The sequence below is a fragment of the Micromonospora lupini str. Lupac 08 genome (assembly GCF_000297395.2).
In the GTDB taxonomy this organism is placed as follows: domain Bacteria; phylum Actinomycetota; class Actinomycetes; order Mycobacteriales; family Micromonosporaceae; genus Micromonospora; species Micromonospora lupini.
The window spans coordinates 6855292-6870990 of sequence record NZ_HF570108.1 but is presented as its reverse complement, the minus strand read 5'-3'; the positions used below and the strand labels follow the sequence as shown (position 1 = coordinate 6870990).

Annotated in this window: 14 protein-coding genes; 9 read left to right on the top strand and 5 right to left on the bottom strand. The window is 72.0% G+C overall.

The annotated features are described in order from the left end of the window. The first annotated feature begins 81 nt into the window (after positions 1-81). Together MILUP08_RS32560 and MILUP08_RS32555 are read left to right on the top strand one after the other, a co-directional pair. Positions 82-3060, top strand: coding sequence for an AfsR/SARP family transcriptional regulator (locus tag MILUP08_RS32560; RefSeq protein WP_007465981.1), 2979 nt, complete (start codon positions 82-84; stop codon positions 3058-3060). Between the two features lie 35 nt (positions 3061-3095). Further along, positions 3096-4505 carry a class II fumarate hydratase gene (locus MILUP08_RS32555; protein ID WP_193376594.1) on the top strand — a complete coding sequence of 470 codons (1410 nt, stop codon included), beginning with the start codon at positions 3096-3098 and terminating at the stop codon, positions 4503-4505. Positions 4506-4522: 17 nt separating this feature from the next. Here MILUP08_RS32555 and eno read toward each other — a convergent pair whose 3' ends face one another. After that, complete coding sequence (gene eno, locus MILUP08_RS32550; protein ID WP_007465977.1) at positions 4523-5842, bottom strand: phosphopyruvate hydratase; 1320 nt, start codon at positions 5840-5842, stop codon at positions 4523-4525. Positions 5843-6018: 176 nt separating this feature from the next. Between eno and MILUP08_RS32545 the strand changes: the two genes are divergently transcribed. Further along, positions 6019-6441 carry a MarR family winged helix-turn-helix transcriptional regulator gene (locus MILUP08_RS32545; RefSeq protein ID WP_007465975.1) on the top strand — a complete coding sequence of 141 codons (423 nt, stop codon included), beginning with the start codon at positions 6019-6021 and terminating at the stop codon, positions 6439-6441. A 52-nt stretch (positions 6442-6493) separates the two neighbouring features. Here MILUP08_RS32545 and MILUP08_RS32540 read toward each other — a convergent pair whose 3' ends face one another. Beyond that, positions 6494-6781, bottom strand: coding sequence for a hypothetical protein (locus MILUP08_RS32540; protein WP_007465973.1), 288 nt, complete (start codon positions 6779-6781; stop codon positions 6494-6496). 408 nt (positions 6782-7189) lie between these two features. Here MILUP08_RS32540 and MILUP08_RS32535 point away from each other — a divergent pair, with 408 nt between their 5' ends. From MILUP08_RS32535 to MILUP08_RS32525, 3 genes are all read left to right on the top strand, one after another. Next, on the top strand, positions 7190-8002 hold the full coding sequence (locus MILUP08_RS32535) for a helix-turn-helix domain-containing protein (protein WP_007465969.1): 813 nt from the start codon (positions 7190-7192) through the stop codon (positions 8000-8002). Beyond that, positions 7993-8175, top strand: a complete 183-nt coding sequence (locus tag MILUP08_RS32530; RefSeq protein ID WP_039907034.1) for a DUF397 domain-containing protein — start codon at positions 7993-7995, stop codon at positions 8173-8175. The genes MILUP08_RS32535 and MILUP08_RS32530 overlap by 10 nt, the downstream gene beginning before the upstream one ends. A gap of 80 nt (positions 8176-8255) precedes the next feature. Next, positions 8256-8849: a GNAT family N-acetyltransferase gene (locus tag MILUP08_RS32525; protein WP_007465967.1), complete on the top strand. Its 594-nt coding sequence runs from the start codon at positions 8256-8258 to the stop codon at positions 8847-8849. Here MILUP08_RS32525 and MILUP08_RS32520 read toward each other — a convergent pair. Beyond that, entirely contained in the window at positions 8816-9361 is a 546-nt protein-coding gene (locus MILUP08_RS32520) for a CGNR zinc finger domain-containing protein (RefSeq protein ID WP_039909120.1), read from the bottom strand. The genes MILUP08_RS32525 and MILUP08_RS32520 overlap by 34 nt on opposite strands. An 85-nt stretch (positions 9362-9446) precedes the next feature. Between MILUP08_RS32520 and MILUP08_RS32515 the strand changes: the two genes are divergently transcribed. The 3 genes from MILUP08_RS32515 (at position 9447) to MILUP08_RS32505 (ending at position 13008) form a co-directional block, all read left to right on the top strand. Beyond that, positions 9447-10403 (top strand): EamA family transporter, encoded by a 957-nt coding sequence (locus MILUP08_RS32515; RefSeq protein WP_007465963.1) that lies wholly within the window; start codon positions 9447-9449, stop codon positions 10401-10403. A 13-nt stretch (positions 10404-10416) separates the two neighbouring features. Continuing rightward, complete coding sequence (locus tag MILUP08_RS32510) at positions 10417-11115, top strand: HAD family hydrolase (protein WP_039909119.1); 699 nt, start codon at positions 10417-10419, stop codon at positions 11113-11115. Positions 11116-11220: 105 nt separating this feature from the next. Further along, on the top strand, positions 11221-13008 hold the full coding sequence (locus MILUP08_RS32505) for a S8 family serine peptidase (RefSeq protein WP_039909118.1): 1788 nt from the start codon (positions 11221-11223) through the stop codon (positions 13006-13008). Positions 13009-13208: 200 nt separating this feature from the next. Here the strand turns inward: MILUP08_RS32505 and MILUP08_RS35670 are convergent, their stop codons facing one another. After that, the gene (locus MILUP08_RS35670; RefSeq protein ID WP_193376593.1) at positions 13209-13778 is read right to left on the bottom strand and encodes an endonuclease domain-containing protein; all 570 of its coding nucleotides are present in this window, start codon (positions 13776-13778) and stop codon (positions 13209-13211) included. 973 nt (positions 13779-14751) lie between these two features. Next, the gene (locus tag MILUP08_RS32495) at positions 14752-15396 is read right to left on the bottom strand and encodes an IclR family transcriptional regulator (RefSeq protein WP_039907031.1); all 645 of its coding nucleotides are present in this window, start codon (positions 15394-15396) and stop codon (positions 14752-14754) included. Positions 15397-15699 lie beyond the last annotated feature (303 nt).

The window sequence follows — 15699 nt, the reverse complement described above, 5'->3', positions numbered from 1 at the left end:
AGATCACTATCACCAGACTGCGGCGATCTGTGATCGTCGGGCTACGCTGCTGGAAGTTGCGCCATCGACGCGGGGGAGCAGATGCGGTTCGGGATCCTGGGGCCTCTGCGCGTCGGCGGTGGCGGGTCCACCGTCACCGCCGGTCGGGACCGGATCGTGCTCGCGATGCTGCTGCTGCGCGCCGGCCGGCTGGTGCCGGTCGAGGAGCTGGTGGACGCGGTCTGGGAGGACCGCCCGCCGGCGACCGCCCGGGCCCAGTTGCAGACCTGCGTGTCCCGCCTGCGGCGTCGCCTCGGCGAGCTGGGCCTGGCGCCGGAGACCATCGTCACCGACCCGGCCGGGTACGGCGTCCGTACCGGACCCTCCGATCTGGACGCCCAGGTCTTCGTCCGGGGCGTGGAGGCGGCCCGTGCCGCCGCCGCGGCCGGTCGCCTGGTCGACGCCCGTACGGGTTACCGCGACGCCCTGGCCCTCTGGCGCGGGCCGGCGCTCGGCGGTATCCCGAGCCGGAGCGTCCGCCGCCGTGCACAGGCACTGGACGAGCAGCGCCTCACCACGCTGGAGGAGTGCGTCGACGTCGAGTTGCGCCTCGGCCGCGGCGCCGAGCTGATCGACGAGCTCGCCGAGAGCGTCGACCAGCACCCGCTGCGGGAGCGCCTGCGCGCCCAACTGATGCTGGCCCTCTCGTCGGTCGGTCGACAGGCGGACGCGCTCGCGGTCTACCGGGAGGGCCGGCGCTCCTACGCCGACGAGTTGGGCATCGAACCGGGCGTCGAGTTGCAGGAGTTGCACCAGCGCGTACTCGCCGGAGACCTGGCCCTGGCCGGTCGGGAGGCCCGGCCGATCGCGCCGGTCCGCTCGTTGCCTCGGGCGATCGGTGACTTCACCGGCCGGCAGCAGACGCTTGCCCGTCTGGTTAAGGACGTGGAGGCTGGGGCGCGGATCCAGCTCATCGACGGAATGGCCGGCAGCGGCAAGACCACCCTCGCCGTGCACGTCGCCACCGCCCTCGCGGACGACTACCCGGACGCCCAGCTCTACATCGACCTGCACGGGCACAGCGAGCGCACCCCGTTGACGCCGGCCGCGGCGGTGGCCACGCTGCTGCGGCAGCTCGGTGTGCCTGCCGAGCGGGTGCCGACCAACCAGGACGACAGGTTGGCGCTCTGGCGCACGGAGCTGGCCGGCCGACGAGCCCTGCTCGTGCTGGACAACGCGGCCACCGCCGACCAGGTGACTCCGCTGCTGCCAAACGGCTCGCACTGCCTGATTCTGATCACCAGCCGTCGCCGGCTGGTCGGGGTGGACGAGGGGCGACCGTCGTCGCTACCCGTGCTTGACACGGACGAGGGCGTCGAGCTGCTGGGACACGTGGTCGGTGTCGACCGGGTGGCGGCCGAGCCGGAGGCCGCCGCCGAGGTGGTCCGACGCTGTGGTCACCTGCCCCTCGCCATCCGGCTGGCCGGTGCCCGACTGGCGCACCGGCCCCGCTGGCGCATCGCCGACCTGGCCGAGCGGCTCAGCACCCGACCGGACCCGTTGGCCGAGTTCGAGGCGGGTGACAGGTCCGTCGGTCGGGCCTTCGCCCTTTCGTACGCCCAGGTGTCGCCGGTGGCGCAGCGCGCGTTCCGACTGCTGGGCCTGCATCCGGGGGTGCGGTTCGACAACGCGGTCGCCGCCGTCCTCGCCGAGTTGACCCTGCCCGACGCGCAGGACCTGCTGGACGAGTTGGTCGACGCGCACCTGGTGGAGGAGGCGGAGCCGGGCCGGTACCGGTTGCACGACCTGGTCCGGGAGTACGCGCGGACGCTGGTCGCCGAGCCGGAGCGGGCAGGCGAGCGGCGGAACGCCATCGAGCGTCTGCTGGATCATCACCTGCACGTCGCCACGGCGATCGCCCGCAAGAGGGAACTCACCTCGGCCTACTCACTGATCGTGGTGGCTGCGCCGATACGTGCTGACCTGGTCACGATCGTCGCCGAGCAGGGTCGAGGCTGGCTCGACGAGAACCTTGCCCTGTGGACCGCCCTGGTCCGCTTAGCGGAGACCGAGGGGTTCCTCCAGCAGTGCTGGCAGTTGGCGAGGGCCTGCTGGCACGCCCAGTTCGAGAGCGGCCGCCTGGACGAGTTGATCGAGACACACTCCGCGGGACTGCGCGCCGCCGAGGAGTTGGGCGACGACCGGGCGGTGGCGACGATGCTCAACTATCTCGCGTCGGCTCACCATCGGCTGGGTAACTTCTCCGAGTCGACCCAGGTGATGGAGAGGTCGCTGGAGATCTTCCGCCGGCTCGGTCTGCGCCGCGAGTACCGCAACACCCTGGGCAACCTGGGTACCTCGTACGCCGCCCGGTTCGAGTTCCGCCGCGCCCGGGAGTGCTACGACGGCGCCCGGGCGCTGGCGACGCGGATGCGCGACAAGGAGTCGCTTGCGAACGAACTCAACAACCTGTCGATGACCCTGCTGCTGTGGGGCCGCACCGACGAGGCGCTGCGCACCGCCCGACGGCACCTGGGGATCGCCCGTGAGGTCGGCGGCGTGCGCCGCATCGGCAGCGCCCTCGGACACCTCGGGATGATCAGGCATCGGATGGGTGACGTGGGACCCGCCCGTCGCCTGCTGCGGGTGGCACTGCGGATCAAGCGGCAGGTGGGCGCCCGGTTCGGTGAGGGTGAGGTGCTCAACGAGATCGGGATGATGGAGCGGGAGGCCGGCCGCCCGGAACGCGCCGCCGACCTGCACCGCGCCGCCCTCGTCGCGATGACCGAGGTGGGGGACCGGGTCGCCCAGTGCGGTTCGCGCAACCTGCTGGCGCGGGCCATCCTGGATCAGGGGGACGTGACGAGCGCGCTCGACCTGCACCGCCGGGTGCTTGCGGACGCCGCCGCGATGGGTGCCCGATACGAGCAGGCCCGGGCGCTGGAGGGGATCGCCCGCTGCCTGCTGCCGACCGACCCGGCGGCGGCGCGCGCGCACCTGACCCGGGCGCTGTCCCTGTTCCGCGAGATCGAGTCGCCGGAGCAGCACGAGGTGGAACGGCTACTGGCCGAGTTGGGCTGACGGATCATCTGCGAGTCGGCCACGGGCGCGGCAGGATGGTACGCGTGACGACTCCAGAAGCGACCGGTTACCGGATCGAACGCGACTCGATGGGCGAGGTGGAGGTGCCCGCCGAGGCGCTGTGGCGGGCGCAGACCCAGCGCGCGGTGCAGAACTTCCCGATCTCCGGCCGAGGCATCGAACCGGCCCAGATCAAGGCGCTCGCGCAGATCAAGGGCGCGGCGGCCGAGGTCAACGGCGAGCTGGGCGTGATCGACGCCAACGTGGCCGCGGCCATCGCCGCCGCCGCCGCGCACGTGGCCGACGGCGGCTACGACGACCAGTTCCCGGTCGACGTGTTCCAGACCGGTTCCGGTACGTCGTCAAACATGAACGCGAACGAGGTGATCGCGACCCTGGCGAGCCGCGAGCTGGGCTCGCCGGTGCACCCGAACGACCACGTCAACGCCTCCCAGTCCAGCAACGACGTGTTCCCGTCCTCGATCCATCTGGCGGCCACCCAGTTCATCGCGGAGGATCTGCTGCCGTCGCTTACCCACCTCGCCGAGGCGCTTGAGGGCAAGGCGGCCGAGTTCGAGACGGTGGTGAAGGCGGGGCGTACCCACCTGATGGACGCCACCCCGGTCACCCTCGGGCAGGAGTTCGGTGGGTACGCCGCCCAGGTCCGCTACGGCATCGAGCGGTTGGAGGGGTCGCTGCCCCGGCTGGCCGAGCTGCCGTTGGGCGGCACCGCCGTGGGTACCGGGATCAACACGCCGCTCGGCTTCGCCGCAGCCGTGATCGGCAGGCTCCGCGAGTCGACAGGGCTGCCGCTGTCCGAGGCGCGCAACCACTTCGAGGCGCAGGGCGCCCGCGACGCGCTCGTGGAGACCTCGGGGCAGTTGCGGACCATCGCCGTGGGCCTCTACAAGGTCGCCAACGACATCCGCTGGATGGGCTCCGGCCCCCGTGCCGGCCTGCGGGAGCTGCGCATCCCCGACCTCCAGCCCGGCTCGTCGATCATGCCGGGCAAGGTCAACCCGGTGGTGGCCGAGGCGATGCGGCAGGTCTGCGCCCAGGTGATCGGCAACGACGCGACAGTCGGTTTCGCCGGCTCACAGGGCGACTTCGAGCTGAACGTCATGCTGCCGGTGATGGGCCGCAACCTGCTGGAGTCGATCCGGCTGCTGGCCGCGGCGAGTCGGCTGTTCGCCGACCGCCTGGTGGCCGGCCTGGTCGCGGACGCCGAGGTCTGCCTGGCGTACGCCGAGGGGTCGCCGTCGATCGTCACCCCGCTGAACCGCTACCTCGGGTACGACGAGGCCGCCTCGATCGCCAAGGAGGCGCTGGCCAAGCAGGCGTCCATCCGGGAGGTGGTGATCTCCCGAGGTCACGTCGACTCGGGCAAGCTCACCGAGACCCAGCTCGACGAGGTGCTCGACCTGCTCCGGATGACCCATCCCTGACCAGCGCCTCGCGCTGCTCAGGCCCGGCGCAGCGCGGAGCGGCCCGCGAAGCGCGCCGAGTCGCCCAGCTCCTCCTCGATCCGGATCAGCTGGTTGTACTTCGCCGTCCGATCCGAGCGGGACAGCGAGCCGGTCTTGAGCTGACCGCAGCCGGTGGCGACCGCCAGATCCGCGATCGTGGTGTCCTCCGTCTCGCCGGAGCGGTGCGACATGACGACGGTCCAGCCCGCCCGCTGGGCCGTGGCCACCGTGGCCAGCGCCTCGGTCAGGGTGCCCACCTGATTGACCTTGACCAGGACCGAGTTGCCGACGCCGGTGCGGATGCCCTCGCGCAGCAGCGTCTCGTTGGTGCAGAACACGTCGTCGCCGGTGAGCTGGCAGCGGTCACCGACGCGGGCGGTCAGCTCGCGCCAGCCGTCCAGGTCGTCCTCCGCCATCGGGTCCTCGATGGAGACGATCGGGTAGGCGTCGATGAGCGCGGTCAGGTAGTCGGCGTGCTCGGCCGGGGTGCGGCGCACTCCCTCGCCCGCGTAGTCGTACACACCGTCGCGGAAGAACTCCGATGACGCCGGGTCCATGACCAGGCCGATGTCGGTGCCGGGGCGGTAGCCGGCGCCGTCGATGGCCCTCAGCACGAAGTCGAGCGCCTCCTCGGCGGTACGCAGCTCGGGCGCGAAGCCACCCTCGTCGCCCACGCCTGTGGAGTGCCCGGCGGCCAGCAGGTCGCGGCGCAGGGTGTGGAAGACCTCGCTGCCCATGCGGACGGCCTCGGCGAACGTGTCCGCGCCCACCGGCACGATCATGAACTCCTGGAAGTCGAGCGGGTTGTCGGCGTGGGCGCCGCCGTTGACGATGTTCATCATCGGCAGCGGCAGCAGGTGGGCGTCGTCGCCGCCGAGGTAGCGGTAGAGGGGCTGGTTGTTGGCCGTCGCGGCGGCCTTGGCGACGGCGAGGGAGACGCCGAGGATCGCGTTGGCGCCGAGCCGGGACTTCGTGGCGGTGCCGTCGAGGGCGATCAGTGCGGCGTCCAGACCCGCCTGGTCCGCCGCGTCCCGGCCGCGCACGGCCGCCGCAATCTCCCCGTTGACGTTGGCCACCGCGCGGTCGACGCCCTTGCCGTGCCAGCGCGCGGGGTCTCCGTCGCGCAGTTCGACGGCCTCCCGGGCACCGGTGGAGGCGCCGGAGGGGACGGCGGCCCGGCCCAGCGACCCGTCGGCCAACCTGACGTCGACCTCGACGGTGGGGTTGCCCCGGCTGTCGAGGATGCGGCGGGCGGTGACTGTCTCGATGGCGCCGGTGACGGTTCCGGCTGTGTGTGCGGCTGTGTGTGCGGACATGGGAGGTCCTTTTCGTTGTCGTGTGCCGTGGCCCCAGCTGCGACAACGCTGGCGCTGAGCCCGACAGCGGCAAACCCTACAGCAATGCTGCTCAGTCATGCTGAACAGCCCCGCTGAACAGCATTGCTGTGCAGGTCAGGTGTCCAGCGGCGCTGACGAACGGGGTAAAGTGCCGTGTGCCCACCTCGGAAGCCGCCGCCATCGCCGCCGAACTGCGGACCGCGATGGGCAAGCTCACCCGGCGCGTCAAGAACGAGGACCGCATCCCGCTCGGTCAGATCGCCGTGCTCGGCGCCCTCGACCGCGACGGCGCCATGACCACCAGTGACCTCGCCGCCGACCAGCGCGTACGCCCCCAGTCGATGGCCCGGGCGGTGGGCCTGCTCCTGGAACAGGACCTGGTCACCCGTCGGGCGCACCCCACGGACGGCCGCAAGTCGCTGGTCGAGCTGTCCGACGCGGGTCGGGCCGCGCTGGAAGCGGAGCGCAGCCGCCGGGCCGGTTGGCTCGCCCAGGCCATCGAGGCCGAACTCACCGACGAGGAGCGGGCGTTGCTGGCCCGCAGCGCCGCCCTGCTGGAACGGCTCGCCAGGCACTGAGCGCTTCCCTCGATGGCAGGGCTGCCCTCGGCGCGGCTCTCGGCGGCGAGCGTCAGCGGTCGGGCAGTGCCGCCCATCCGAGGAAGCGGACGTAGAGCGCCGTGGGGTCCGGACCGTCGTGCGGGTTGAGCCGGTACAGGTCCGCCGCCGCGTCGTGCAGGACTGTGCACAGGTAGATGCTCAATGCGATCCGGTCGTGGGCGTACTCCTGCCGAAGGGTGAGCCGCGCGACCGCGCACGGCCAAGGCCCGGCGCAGACCCGGCAGAGCCAGAGTGGACGCAGCGGCAGGTGCGGTCGACGAGGCGTCGCAGTGCGATCGTCCAGGGCGGTCCGGGGCATGCTGCGGCCTTCCTTTGGAGCTGATGCGTTTGGCGTTATCACCCCGCGCGCCCGGTGGCGGGTGCCGTGGCGCCCCGGTGTCGGCACCGACCCACAAGATCGTGCTCGATCCCGGATGTAGTGGTGTCCGAACGCCAGGACCCCACTACATCCACCATCGAGCGGAATCTTGTGTGGTCGGTCGGCTTGGTCCGGGGGTGGGACCGCCCGGCACGGGGGAGCGGGCGGTCCCGTGCGGCACCGCCGGGCCCGGGGGACGGGGAGCGGTGCCGCGCTTCACAGTCTGGTGATCGGACGACTACGGTCGGAAGGGTTTGGCCTCGTCGTCGTAGCTGCCCTGTTCGCCGGCGGTGACGTCGGTGGTGGCCGGCTGGAGATGATCGCTGGCGGGGTGGAGGGCGGCAGGGCATGGCCGATGGACAGATGACGGCGGCGGCGTTCCTGGTCGCGGAGCTGCGCCGGGCGCGCGCCCGCCGGGGCTGGAGTCAGGACGAGCTGGCCAAGGCGGTGAACTACTCGCCGTCGATGGTCAGCGCGGTCGAGTTGGGTCAACAGGCGCCCACCGCCAAGTACCTGGAACTCGTCGACCGCGCCCTGGACACCGGCGGCCTCTTCGGCCGGATGTCCACCGAACTTGTCAGCCTCGACAAGGCGCAGCCCTGGCTACGCGGCTGGCGCAGGATCCTCGCGGAGGCGCGTGCGCTGCGCTGGTTCGACCCGCTGCATGTCCCTGGCCTGCTACAAACCGAGGACTACGCTCGTGCCGTCTTCGAATCGGACAGGTTGCTCGATGCCGACGAGGTTGAGCGTCGGCTGACCGACCGGATGGACAGCCAGCGGGTCCTCTACGAGGACCGGCCGCCGCATGTGGTCGCTGTACTTGACGAGTCGGTGCTGCGGCGGCGCGTCGGCGGTCGCAAGGTGATGTGCGAGCAGGCGCTGCACCTGGCCCGCTTGGCGACCGAGCATCCACGGGTTCAGGTACACGTCGTGCCGCGATCTGCCGAGGAGTACCCCGGTCTGAACGGGCCTTTCATCCTTGCCACGCTCGACGACCACAGCGACCTTGCCTACCTTGGTGGCCAGATAGGTGGCCAGGAACTCGACCGACCAGTCGATCTGCTCCGCCTACAGTGGACCTGGGAGGCGACCCTCGGAGAGGCGTTGCCACCTCAGGAGTCGATCGAGCTGTTGAGGGAAGTGGCGGAGTCGTGGAGTTGACCCGGGCCTGGTGGCGCAAGAGCAGCCGGAGCGGATCCAACGACCAGTGCGTCGAGGTGGCTACGAATCTCGGGGACGTGGTCGGGGTGCGAGACAGCAAGGACTCGGACGGGCCCGTGCTGGTGGTCGACGCGTACTCCTGGAGGCTCTTCGTGGTCGCGCCGCCGCGCTGACGCGACCGCCCGGCCCGCGACGGCGGTCGCGGGTGGTAAACCGCTCGACGGGGTCGTCGGGGCGGCGGGATGATCCGGTCATGGGTGGCGATGACCTGGTTCCTCCCGGGACCGAGCGGCTGCGGTTGCGGCGGCTGACGACAGCCGACGTGGACGCGATTGTCGAGTTGGACAGCGATCCCGAGGTGATGCGTTTCCTCACCGGCGGCGTCGCCACCCCGCGCGCCACCGTGCGGGACGAGCAGGTGCCGAGGCTGCTGGCGCAGTACGAGCGGCGTCCCGGGCTCGGTCGCTGGGCGGCGCTCGACCCGGCGGGCGGCGACTTCCTGGGCTGGTTCGCGCTCGACCCGTCGGAGGACGGCAGCGAGGCCGAGCTGGGTTACCGGCTGCGCCGCTCGACGTGGGGGCGCGGCCTGGCAACCGAGGGGTCGCGGGCGCTGGTCCGGTACGCCTTCGACACCGTGGGCGTGCGTCGGGTGTGGGCCGAGACGATGGCCGTCAACGAGCGGTCCCGCCGGGTGCTGGAGAAGGCGGGGCTGCGGCACGTGCGCACCTTCCACCTTCAGTTCGACGACCCGATCCCGGGGACCGAGCACGGCGAGGTGGAGTACGAGCTACGGGCCGACGAGTGGGCCGCCGCTCAGGACCGGCCGGCGGCCCTGCGAGCCCGGTAGGCGGTCACCGCCGCCCGGTTGCCGCAGCCGGCCTCGCAGAACCGTCGCGACCGGTTGCGGGACAGGTCGACGACCACGTTGTCGCAGTCCGGGTACTCGCAGATCCGCAGCCGGCTCAACTCGCCCATCCGGACCAGGTCGGCGATCGCCATCGCCGCCTCCACCGCCATCCGGGTGGCCAGCGGCGCGTCGCGGGGAACGGCATGCAGGTGGTACGGCTCGTCGTCGTGCTCGATGAGCTGCGGTATCGCCCGGTGCTCCAACAGCAGGGCGTTGACCATGGCGACGATCTCGGCGGGCTCGGCGTGCCAGATCCGGCGCAGCCGGGGCCGCAGCTCCCGCACGGCACGCAGCTCGGCGTCGGTGTGCTCGTGCCGTCCGCTGTAGGAGTGCCGGCTGAAGAACGTGTCCAGCGCGGCGACGTCGGGCAGCAGCTCACCGTCGCGGCCCGCCGTGTTGACAAGCGCGGTGGCGGCGATCAGCGAACATTCGGTGTCATGAGCGAATAGCAACTTGACTCCTGTCACGGTGGCCGCCTAGCGTCATGAGCACAAGGATAGTTTGCTCATGACACCGTGTCGTCCCGAGGAGCCCGAGATGCAGTCACGACCCGCCGTCGGCGCCGCGCTGGCACTGCTCTCCGCGGTCACGTTCGCCACCTCGGGCACCTTCGCGCGGTCGCTCATCGAGGCCGGCTGGTCGGCCGAGGCCGCGGTGGTCGTCCGGGTCGGCGTGGCGGCCCTGGTGCTGGCGATCCCCGCCCTGCTGTCGCTGCGCGGCAGGTGGCACGTGCTCCGCCACAACAGCGCGGCGGTCGTGATGTTCGGGCTGCTCGGGGTGGCGCTGGCGCAGGTGTGCTTCTTCAACGCCGTGCGCTACCTCCCGGTCGGCATCGCGCTCCTGCTGGAGTACCTGGGCATCATCCTCGTCGTGGGCTGGATGTGGCTGCGGCACGGTCAGCGTCCCCGGCGACTCACCGTGGCCGGTTCGGCGGCCGCCCTGTGCGGGCTGGCGTTCGTCCTGGACCTCACCGGCACCGCCGGCTTCCACCCCGTCGGCCTGCTGTGGGGGCTGGGCGCCGCGTTCGGCCTGGCCGGCTACTTCGTGCTCGCCGGTCGGGTCGACCCCCGGTTGCCCTCGGTCGCCATGGCCAGCGGCGGCATGGCCGTCGGTGCCGTGGTGCTGCTCCTCGTCGGGCTGACCGGTGTGCTGCCCCTGCGCGCCACGTTCGGCGAGGTCACCTTCGCCGGGCACCGCACCACCTGGCTACTGCCGATCGTCGGGCTCACCCTGGTCGCCGCCGTGATCGCGTACCTGGCCGGCATCGCCGGCACCCGGATCCTCGGCCCCCGGCTGTCGTCGTTCGTCGGGCTGACCGAGGTGCTTTTCGCGGTGCTGATCGCCTGGCTGTTCCTCGACGAGCTGCCGACCGCGTGGCAGCTCTTCGGCGGTGCGCTCATCGTCGCCGGGGTCGCCCTGGTGCGCCTCGACGAGCTGCGCGGCACGCCCGCGCCCGCCACACCCGAGCCCGTGCTGGCCCACAGCACGCAGTGAGAGAGTGGACGTCGTGCTGACCACCGTGGTGTTCGACGCCGACGAGACCCTGCTGGACCTGCGGCCGGCGGTGACCGGCGGGCTGGTGGCCGTCCTCGACGAGATGCGCCGCCGTACGCCGGTCGCGGCCGGCGTGACGCTCGCCGAGCTGGAATCCGACTGGGATGCCGTCTTCGGCAGGCTGAGCGCGGCCCCGGTGCTGGAGATCCGCCGCGCCGCGCTGGCCCGATCGCTGGTCCGCGCCGGGCTCGACGACCACCTGGACGAGATCGCCGCTCTCTTCTTCGCCCGCCGCTTCGCCCTCACCCGCCCCTTCCCGGACGTCGCGCCGACGCTTGCCGCGCTGCGCACCCGGTACGCGCTGGGCTTCGCCACCAACGGCAACAGCCGCGCCGAACGCTGCGGGCTCGCCGGCGAGTTCGCCTTCGAGTTGTACGCGCACGAGAACGGGCTGCCCAAGAAACCCGCCCCGGAGTTCTACGCGGCGGTGGTCGAGGCCGCCGGAGTCCCCGCCGGCCAGATCGTGTACGTCGGTGACTCGTGGGAGCACGACGTGGTGGCACCCCGGCGGGCCGGCCTGCGATCGGTGTGGCTGAACCGGTACGGGCTGCCCCGCCCGGCCGGGCTCACCCCCGACGCGGAGGTGTCGACCCTGGCCGATCTGCCGTCGGCCCTGGCGGACCTGTCGGCCGGATCGCCCGCATTGAGCTGAGCGGATGAACGAGAGATTCACCGCCATAACGGACGTTCACCTGGCGTAAAGCTGGTGGGTGTTGTGTGATGGCTGCCACGTCCCTCAACGAGAGGATCCGATGTGGTGAGCAAGCGCTTCACCGCCGGCGCCGTCGCGACCGCGGCAGCACTGGCACTGACGGCAGCAGGCCTGGGTGTACCAGCCAGCGCCGCGCCGAGCACCTCCCGCACCTTCACGGTCGTCGCCGAGGACGGCTTCGCCGCCGACACGGCCGTCGCCGCCATCCGGGCAGCCGGCGGCACTGTGGTGTCCCGGTCCGACGAGGTCGGCATGTTCCAGGTCACCAGTGACCGGGCCGACTTCGCGGCCAGGGCCACGGCAGCCCCGAGCCTGATCGGCGCCGCCGAGCAGAAGGCCATCGGCCGGAAGCCTCAGCTGGATCGGGTCGAGCAGGAGCCGCTGACGGCTGCGGGTGCTGCGGGCTCTGCTGGTGCTGCGCGCGCTGCCGGTGCGGCCGGTGTGGCCGGCTCTGCCGGTGCGGCCGGTTCTGCCGGTTCTGCCGGTGCGGCCGCGAAGAAGGGTGCCAAGCTCGACCCGCTCGACGAGAAGCTCTGGGGTCTGACGATGATCCGGGCCGACGCGGCCCGCAAGATCGAGCCCGGTGACCGTCGGGTGACCGTCGGCGTGCTGGACACCGGCGTCGACGCCAGCCACCCGGACATCGCGCCGAACTTCAACTGGTCGCTGTCGCGCAACTTCGCGCCGGACCTGACCGACGTGGACGGCCCCTGCGAGGTGGCGAGCTGCCTCGACCCGGTCGGCACCGACGACGGCGGGCACGGCACCCACGTGGCCGGCACCATCGGCGCGGCCGCCAACGGCTTCGGCCTCTCCGGTGTCGCCCCGAACGTCTCGCTCGTCGAGCTGAAGGGCGGCCAGGACTCCGGCTACTTCTTCCTCGACCCGGTGGTCAACGCCCTGATCTACGCCGGCCGGTCCGGGATCGACGTGGTCAACATGTCGTTCTACGTCGACCCGTGGCTCTACAACTGCACCGCCAACCCGGCCGACTCCGCGCAGGCCCAGGCCGAACAGCGGGCCATCATCAAGGCCATGAAGCGGGCCCTGGTCTTCGCCCACAACAAGGGCGTCACCCTGGTCGGCGCGCTCGGCAACAACAACGAGGACCTGGGCGCACCCCGCACCGACACCACCAGCCCGGACTACGGCGCCAACCCGTACCCCCGGCCGATCGACAACAACAGCTGCTGGGACCTGCCCACCGAAGGCCCGCACGTGATCGGCGTGTCGTCGGTCGGCCCGTCCGGCAAGAAGTCGGACTTCTCCAACTACGGCACCGAGCAGACCTCCGTCGCCGCGCCGGGTGGGTGGGCCCGGGACGGCTTCGGGACCCCGACGTACAACACCCCCGGCAACCGGATCCTCTCCAGCTACCCGCTGAAGGTGCTCCAGGAGGAGCCGATCTCCGCCACCATCCCGGACCCGAAGGTGGACGCGAACGGCAACATCGACCCGCGGGTGGCCACGCTCGTCTTCAAGCAGTGCAAGGCCAACGGTGAGTGCGGCTACTACACCTACCTCCAGGGCACCTCGATGGCGTCCCCGCACGCCGCCGGCGTTGCCGCGCTGATCGTCAGCCGGTACGGCAAGCCGGAGCGCCGGGGTGGCTTCGGCATGTCCCCGGACCTGGTCGAGCAGCACCTCTACCGCACCGCGGCCGAGCACGCCTGCCCGGAACCGCGCCTGCAGCAGTACCGCAACGAGGGCCGTGACGAGACCTACGACGCGTACTGCGCCGGTGGGGTCAACTTCAACGGCTTCTACGGGTACGGAATCGTCGACGCCTACGCGGCGGTGAAGACCCCGCTAAAGCCGAACGCCCGCCCGTAAGACACCACCTGGAGGCCCGGTCGACCACGGTCGACCGGGCCTCGCCCGTGCGGTGGCCCTGGCCGGTGCGGTGGGCTTGGCCTGTGTCGGGCGCGGCTTGATCGACTCGGGTTCCTTGAAGGCGGGGTGTCGATGCCCGACGGACAGGGCGGTTTCCAGGAAGGCGAGATGACCAAGCGTCGCAGGACGCCTCTGGGAGATCATCGGCGCCAGCCGCGGGCGACCAGCGCGGCGCGTACCTCGCGGAGCACCGCCGGGAACTCGGCGTGCAGGCGGCGGCTGGTCACATGCAGCACCAGCCAACCCGCACCGACGAGCAGGTTCAGCCGCCGACGGTCGCGGTGCAGTTGATCGGCGTCCGCGTGCCACTGCCCGTCGTACTCGACCGCCACCCGAAACTCCGGCCATGCCAGATCCGGATGCAGGACGACGCCGTTCGGCAGGCGTACCGGATGTTGAACGCTGGGGCGCGGCAGCCCGCCGAGGACCAGTCGTACCCGCAACTGCGATTCAGGCGGAGACTGGGCCCCGGCGTCGGCCAGATCGAAGACCCACTGTGCACGTCGCCCACCAGGCATGTTCGCGTTGCGGGCGGCGATGCCGGCCAGTTCGTCCCGGTCGGTCAATCCCCGTCCGAGCAGTGAGTCGACGATGGCGACCGCACGGATCGGATCGAGCCAGACGGCCGTCTCCCAGGCAGCTCGGCCGGGATCGGAGCGGGGAATCGAACCACCCGCACCGGCGATGAGCGTCGGCGCTGGGGCAGTCATCAGTCCGTGGCCTGATGCGACCGCCGCAGCGCCGTGTCGGGGCAGCGGCCCTGCCGATCGTGGCGCGGCTCCGGCGTTCGTGGGCTGCCCTGGTCCCGCCGCGCGCGCCGTGCTCGTCGTGCCCGCTGGGCCTGCCGTGCCCGGACGCGTCGTGTCGGCTGGGCCTGCCGTGCCCGGTCGCGTCGTGTCGGCTGGGCCTGCCGTGCCCGGTCGCGTCGTGCCGGCTGGGCCTGCCGTGCCCGGACGCGTCGTGCCGGCTGGGCCTGCCGTGCCCGGACGCGTCGTGCCGGCTGGGCCTGCCGTGCCCGGACGCGTCGTGCCCGCTCGGCCTGCAGCGTCCGGGCTGGTCGTGCCGGCTGGATGTGCCGTGTTCGGTGTACGTGCCGTGAGTGGGGTGAAGGCGTTGACGTGGACGCGGAGGCCGCGCTGTGCGCCTACCCGCAGTCGCCGGGGCACGAGGACGTGCACGTCATCGGTGAAGGCCGCGGCGTGTTCGATGCCGTGCAGGTATGCCGCCGACGGGCCGCCGATCACCACGCCGGGCGGGAGTCGCAGGAGGGCGGCGCGACAGGCCAGTGCGTGGTCCCGGTCCAGTCGTGCGTCGGCATAGACGTCGTGGCGCAACCGCACCCAGGCGGAGTTGCGCAACTGGTGCTCACTGATAAGGCCGGCCCGGACAGCGTCGGAGCCACGGAAGATCTGCCAGGTGAGGGCATCGGGTCGGTACGGACGAGGTGGCATGTCGAACAGCGTGCGGACCCCGAACCGCCCGCCGAAACCCCTGTGGACAACCCGCCCCGAGCCTCGGCCGGCCCCTGTGGACAACCGTGAGCCCACTCGCCGATCGTGGTATGGCACCCGGCGGTGATCGACTCGCGTTCATGGAAATCGGGCCGTCGTTGGTGCTGGGACCCCGCGCTTTCCAGGAACCCGAGTCGATCAAGCGGCCAGGTGACGGGCGGCCAGGCGGAGGTCAGCGGAGGGCAGCGGTGACGGCGGTGGCGGCGGCGAGCACCTGGGGGCCGATCAGGTCGACGTCAAGCGGGGCGAGCGCGACGACGCCGACGCTGGCCTCCAGACCCGGTACGCCGAGCACCGGCGCGGCCACCCCGTACGCCCCGGACTGCAGCTCCCCGCTGCTGCTCACCGGTTCCGCCGCGCCGCCCCGGCCGGCCAGGATGGCCCGTCCCGCCGCGCCTCGGTCCAGTGGATGCCGTGCCCCCGTGCGGTAGGCGACGTGGAACGACGTCCAGCTCGGCTCGACCACGGCCAGGGCGACACCCTCGCCGCCCTCCACCACGGTCAGGTGTGCGGTGGCGCCGGCCTGCTCGGCGAGCCGGCGTAGTGCGGGCATCGCCCCCTCGGCGAGCAGCGGCTGGGCGCGTCGGGCCAGGTGCAGCACCCCGACGCCGAGGCGGAGCCGGCCGTCGCTGTCGCGACGCAGCATGCCGTGCCCGGTCAACGGGCCGACCAGCCGGTAGACGGCCGCCCGGCCGATGCCGAGCCTCGTCGCCACCTCGGTGACGGTCAACCCGGCTGGCGCGTCGGCGACCAGGTGCAGCAGACGCAGCCCCCGGTCCAGCGTCTGCGCCGTCTCCCCGGCCCGCCCGACCACCACGTCGGCCCGTCCGGCGGGGCCCGGTTCAGGGACGGCCCGTCCGGCGACACCGGCCTCAGGGACGGCCCGTCCGGCGACACCGGCCTCAGGGACGACCCGCCCGGCGGGACCGGCCTCAGGGACGGCCCGTCCGGCGGGGCCCGGTTCAGGGACGGCCCGTCCGGCGGGACCTGCCTCAGGGACGGCCCGTGCGGCAACATCCCGGCCGGAGGTGGCGGCGGTGTCGGTCTGCTCGATCGGGGTGCCGGGTCGGGCCCGTAGACGGGGATCTTCACCGCCGGGGACCGTTGGTGGCTCGGCGGG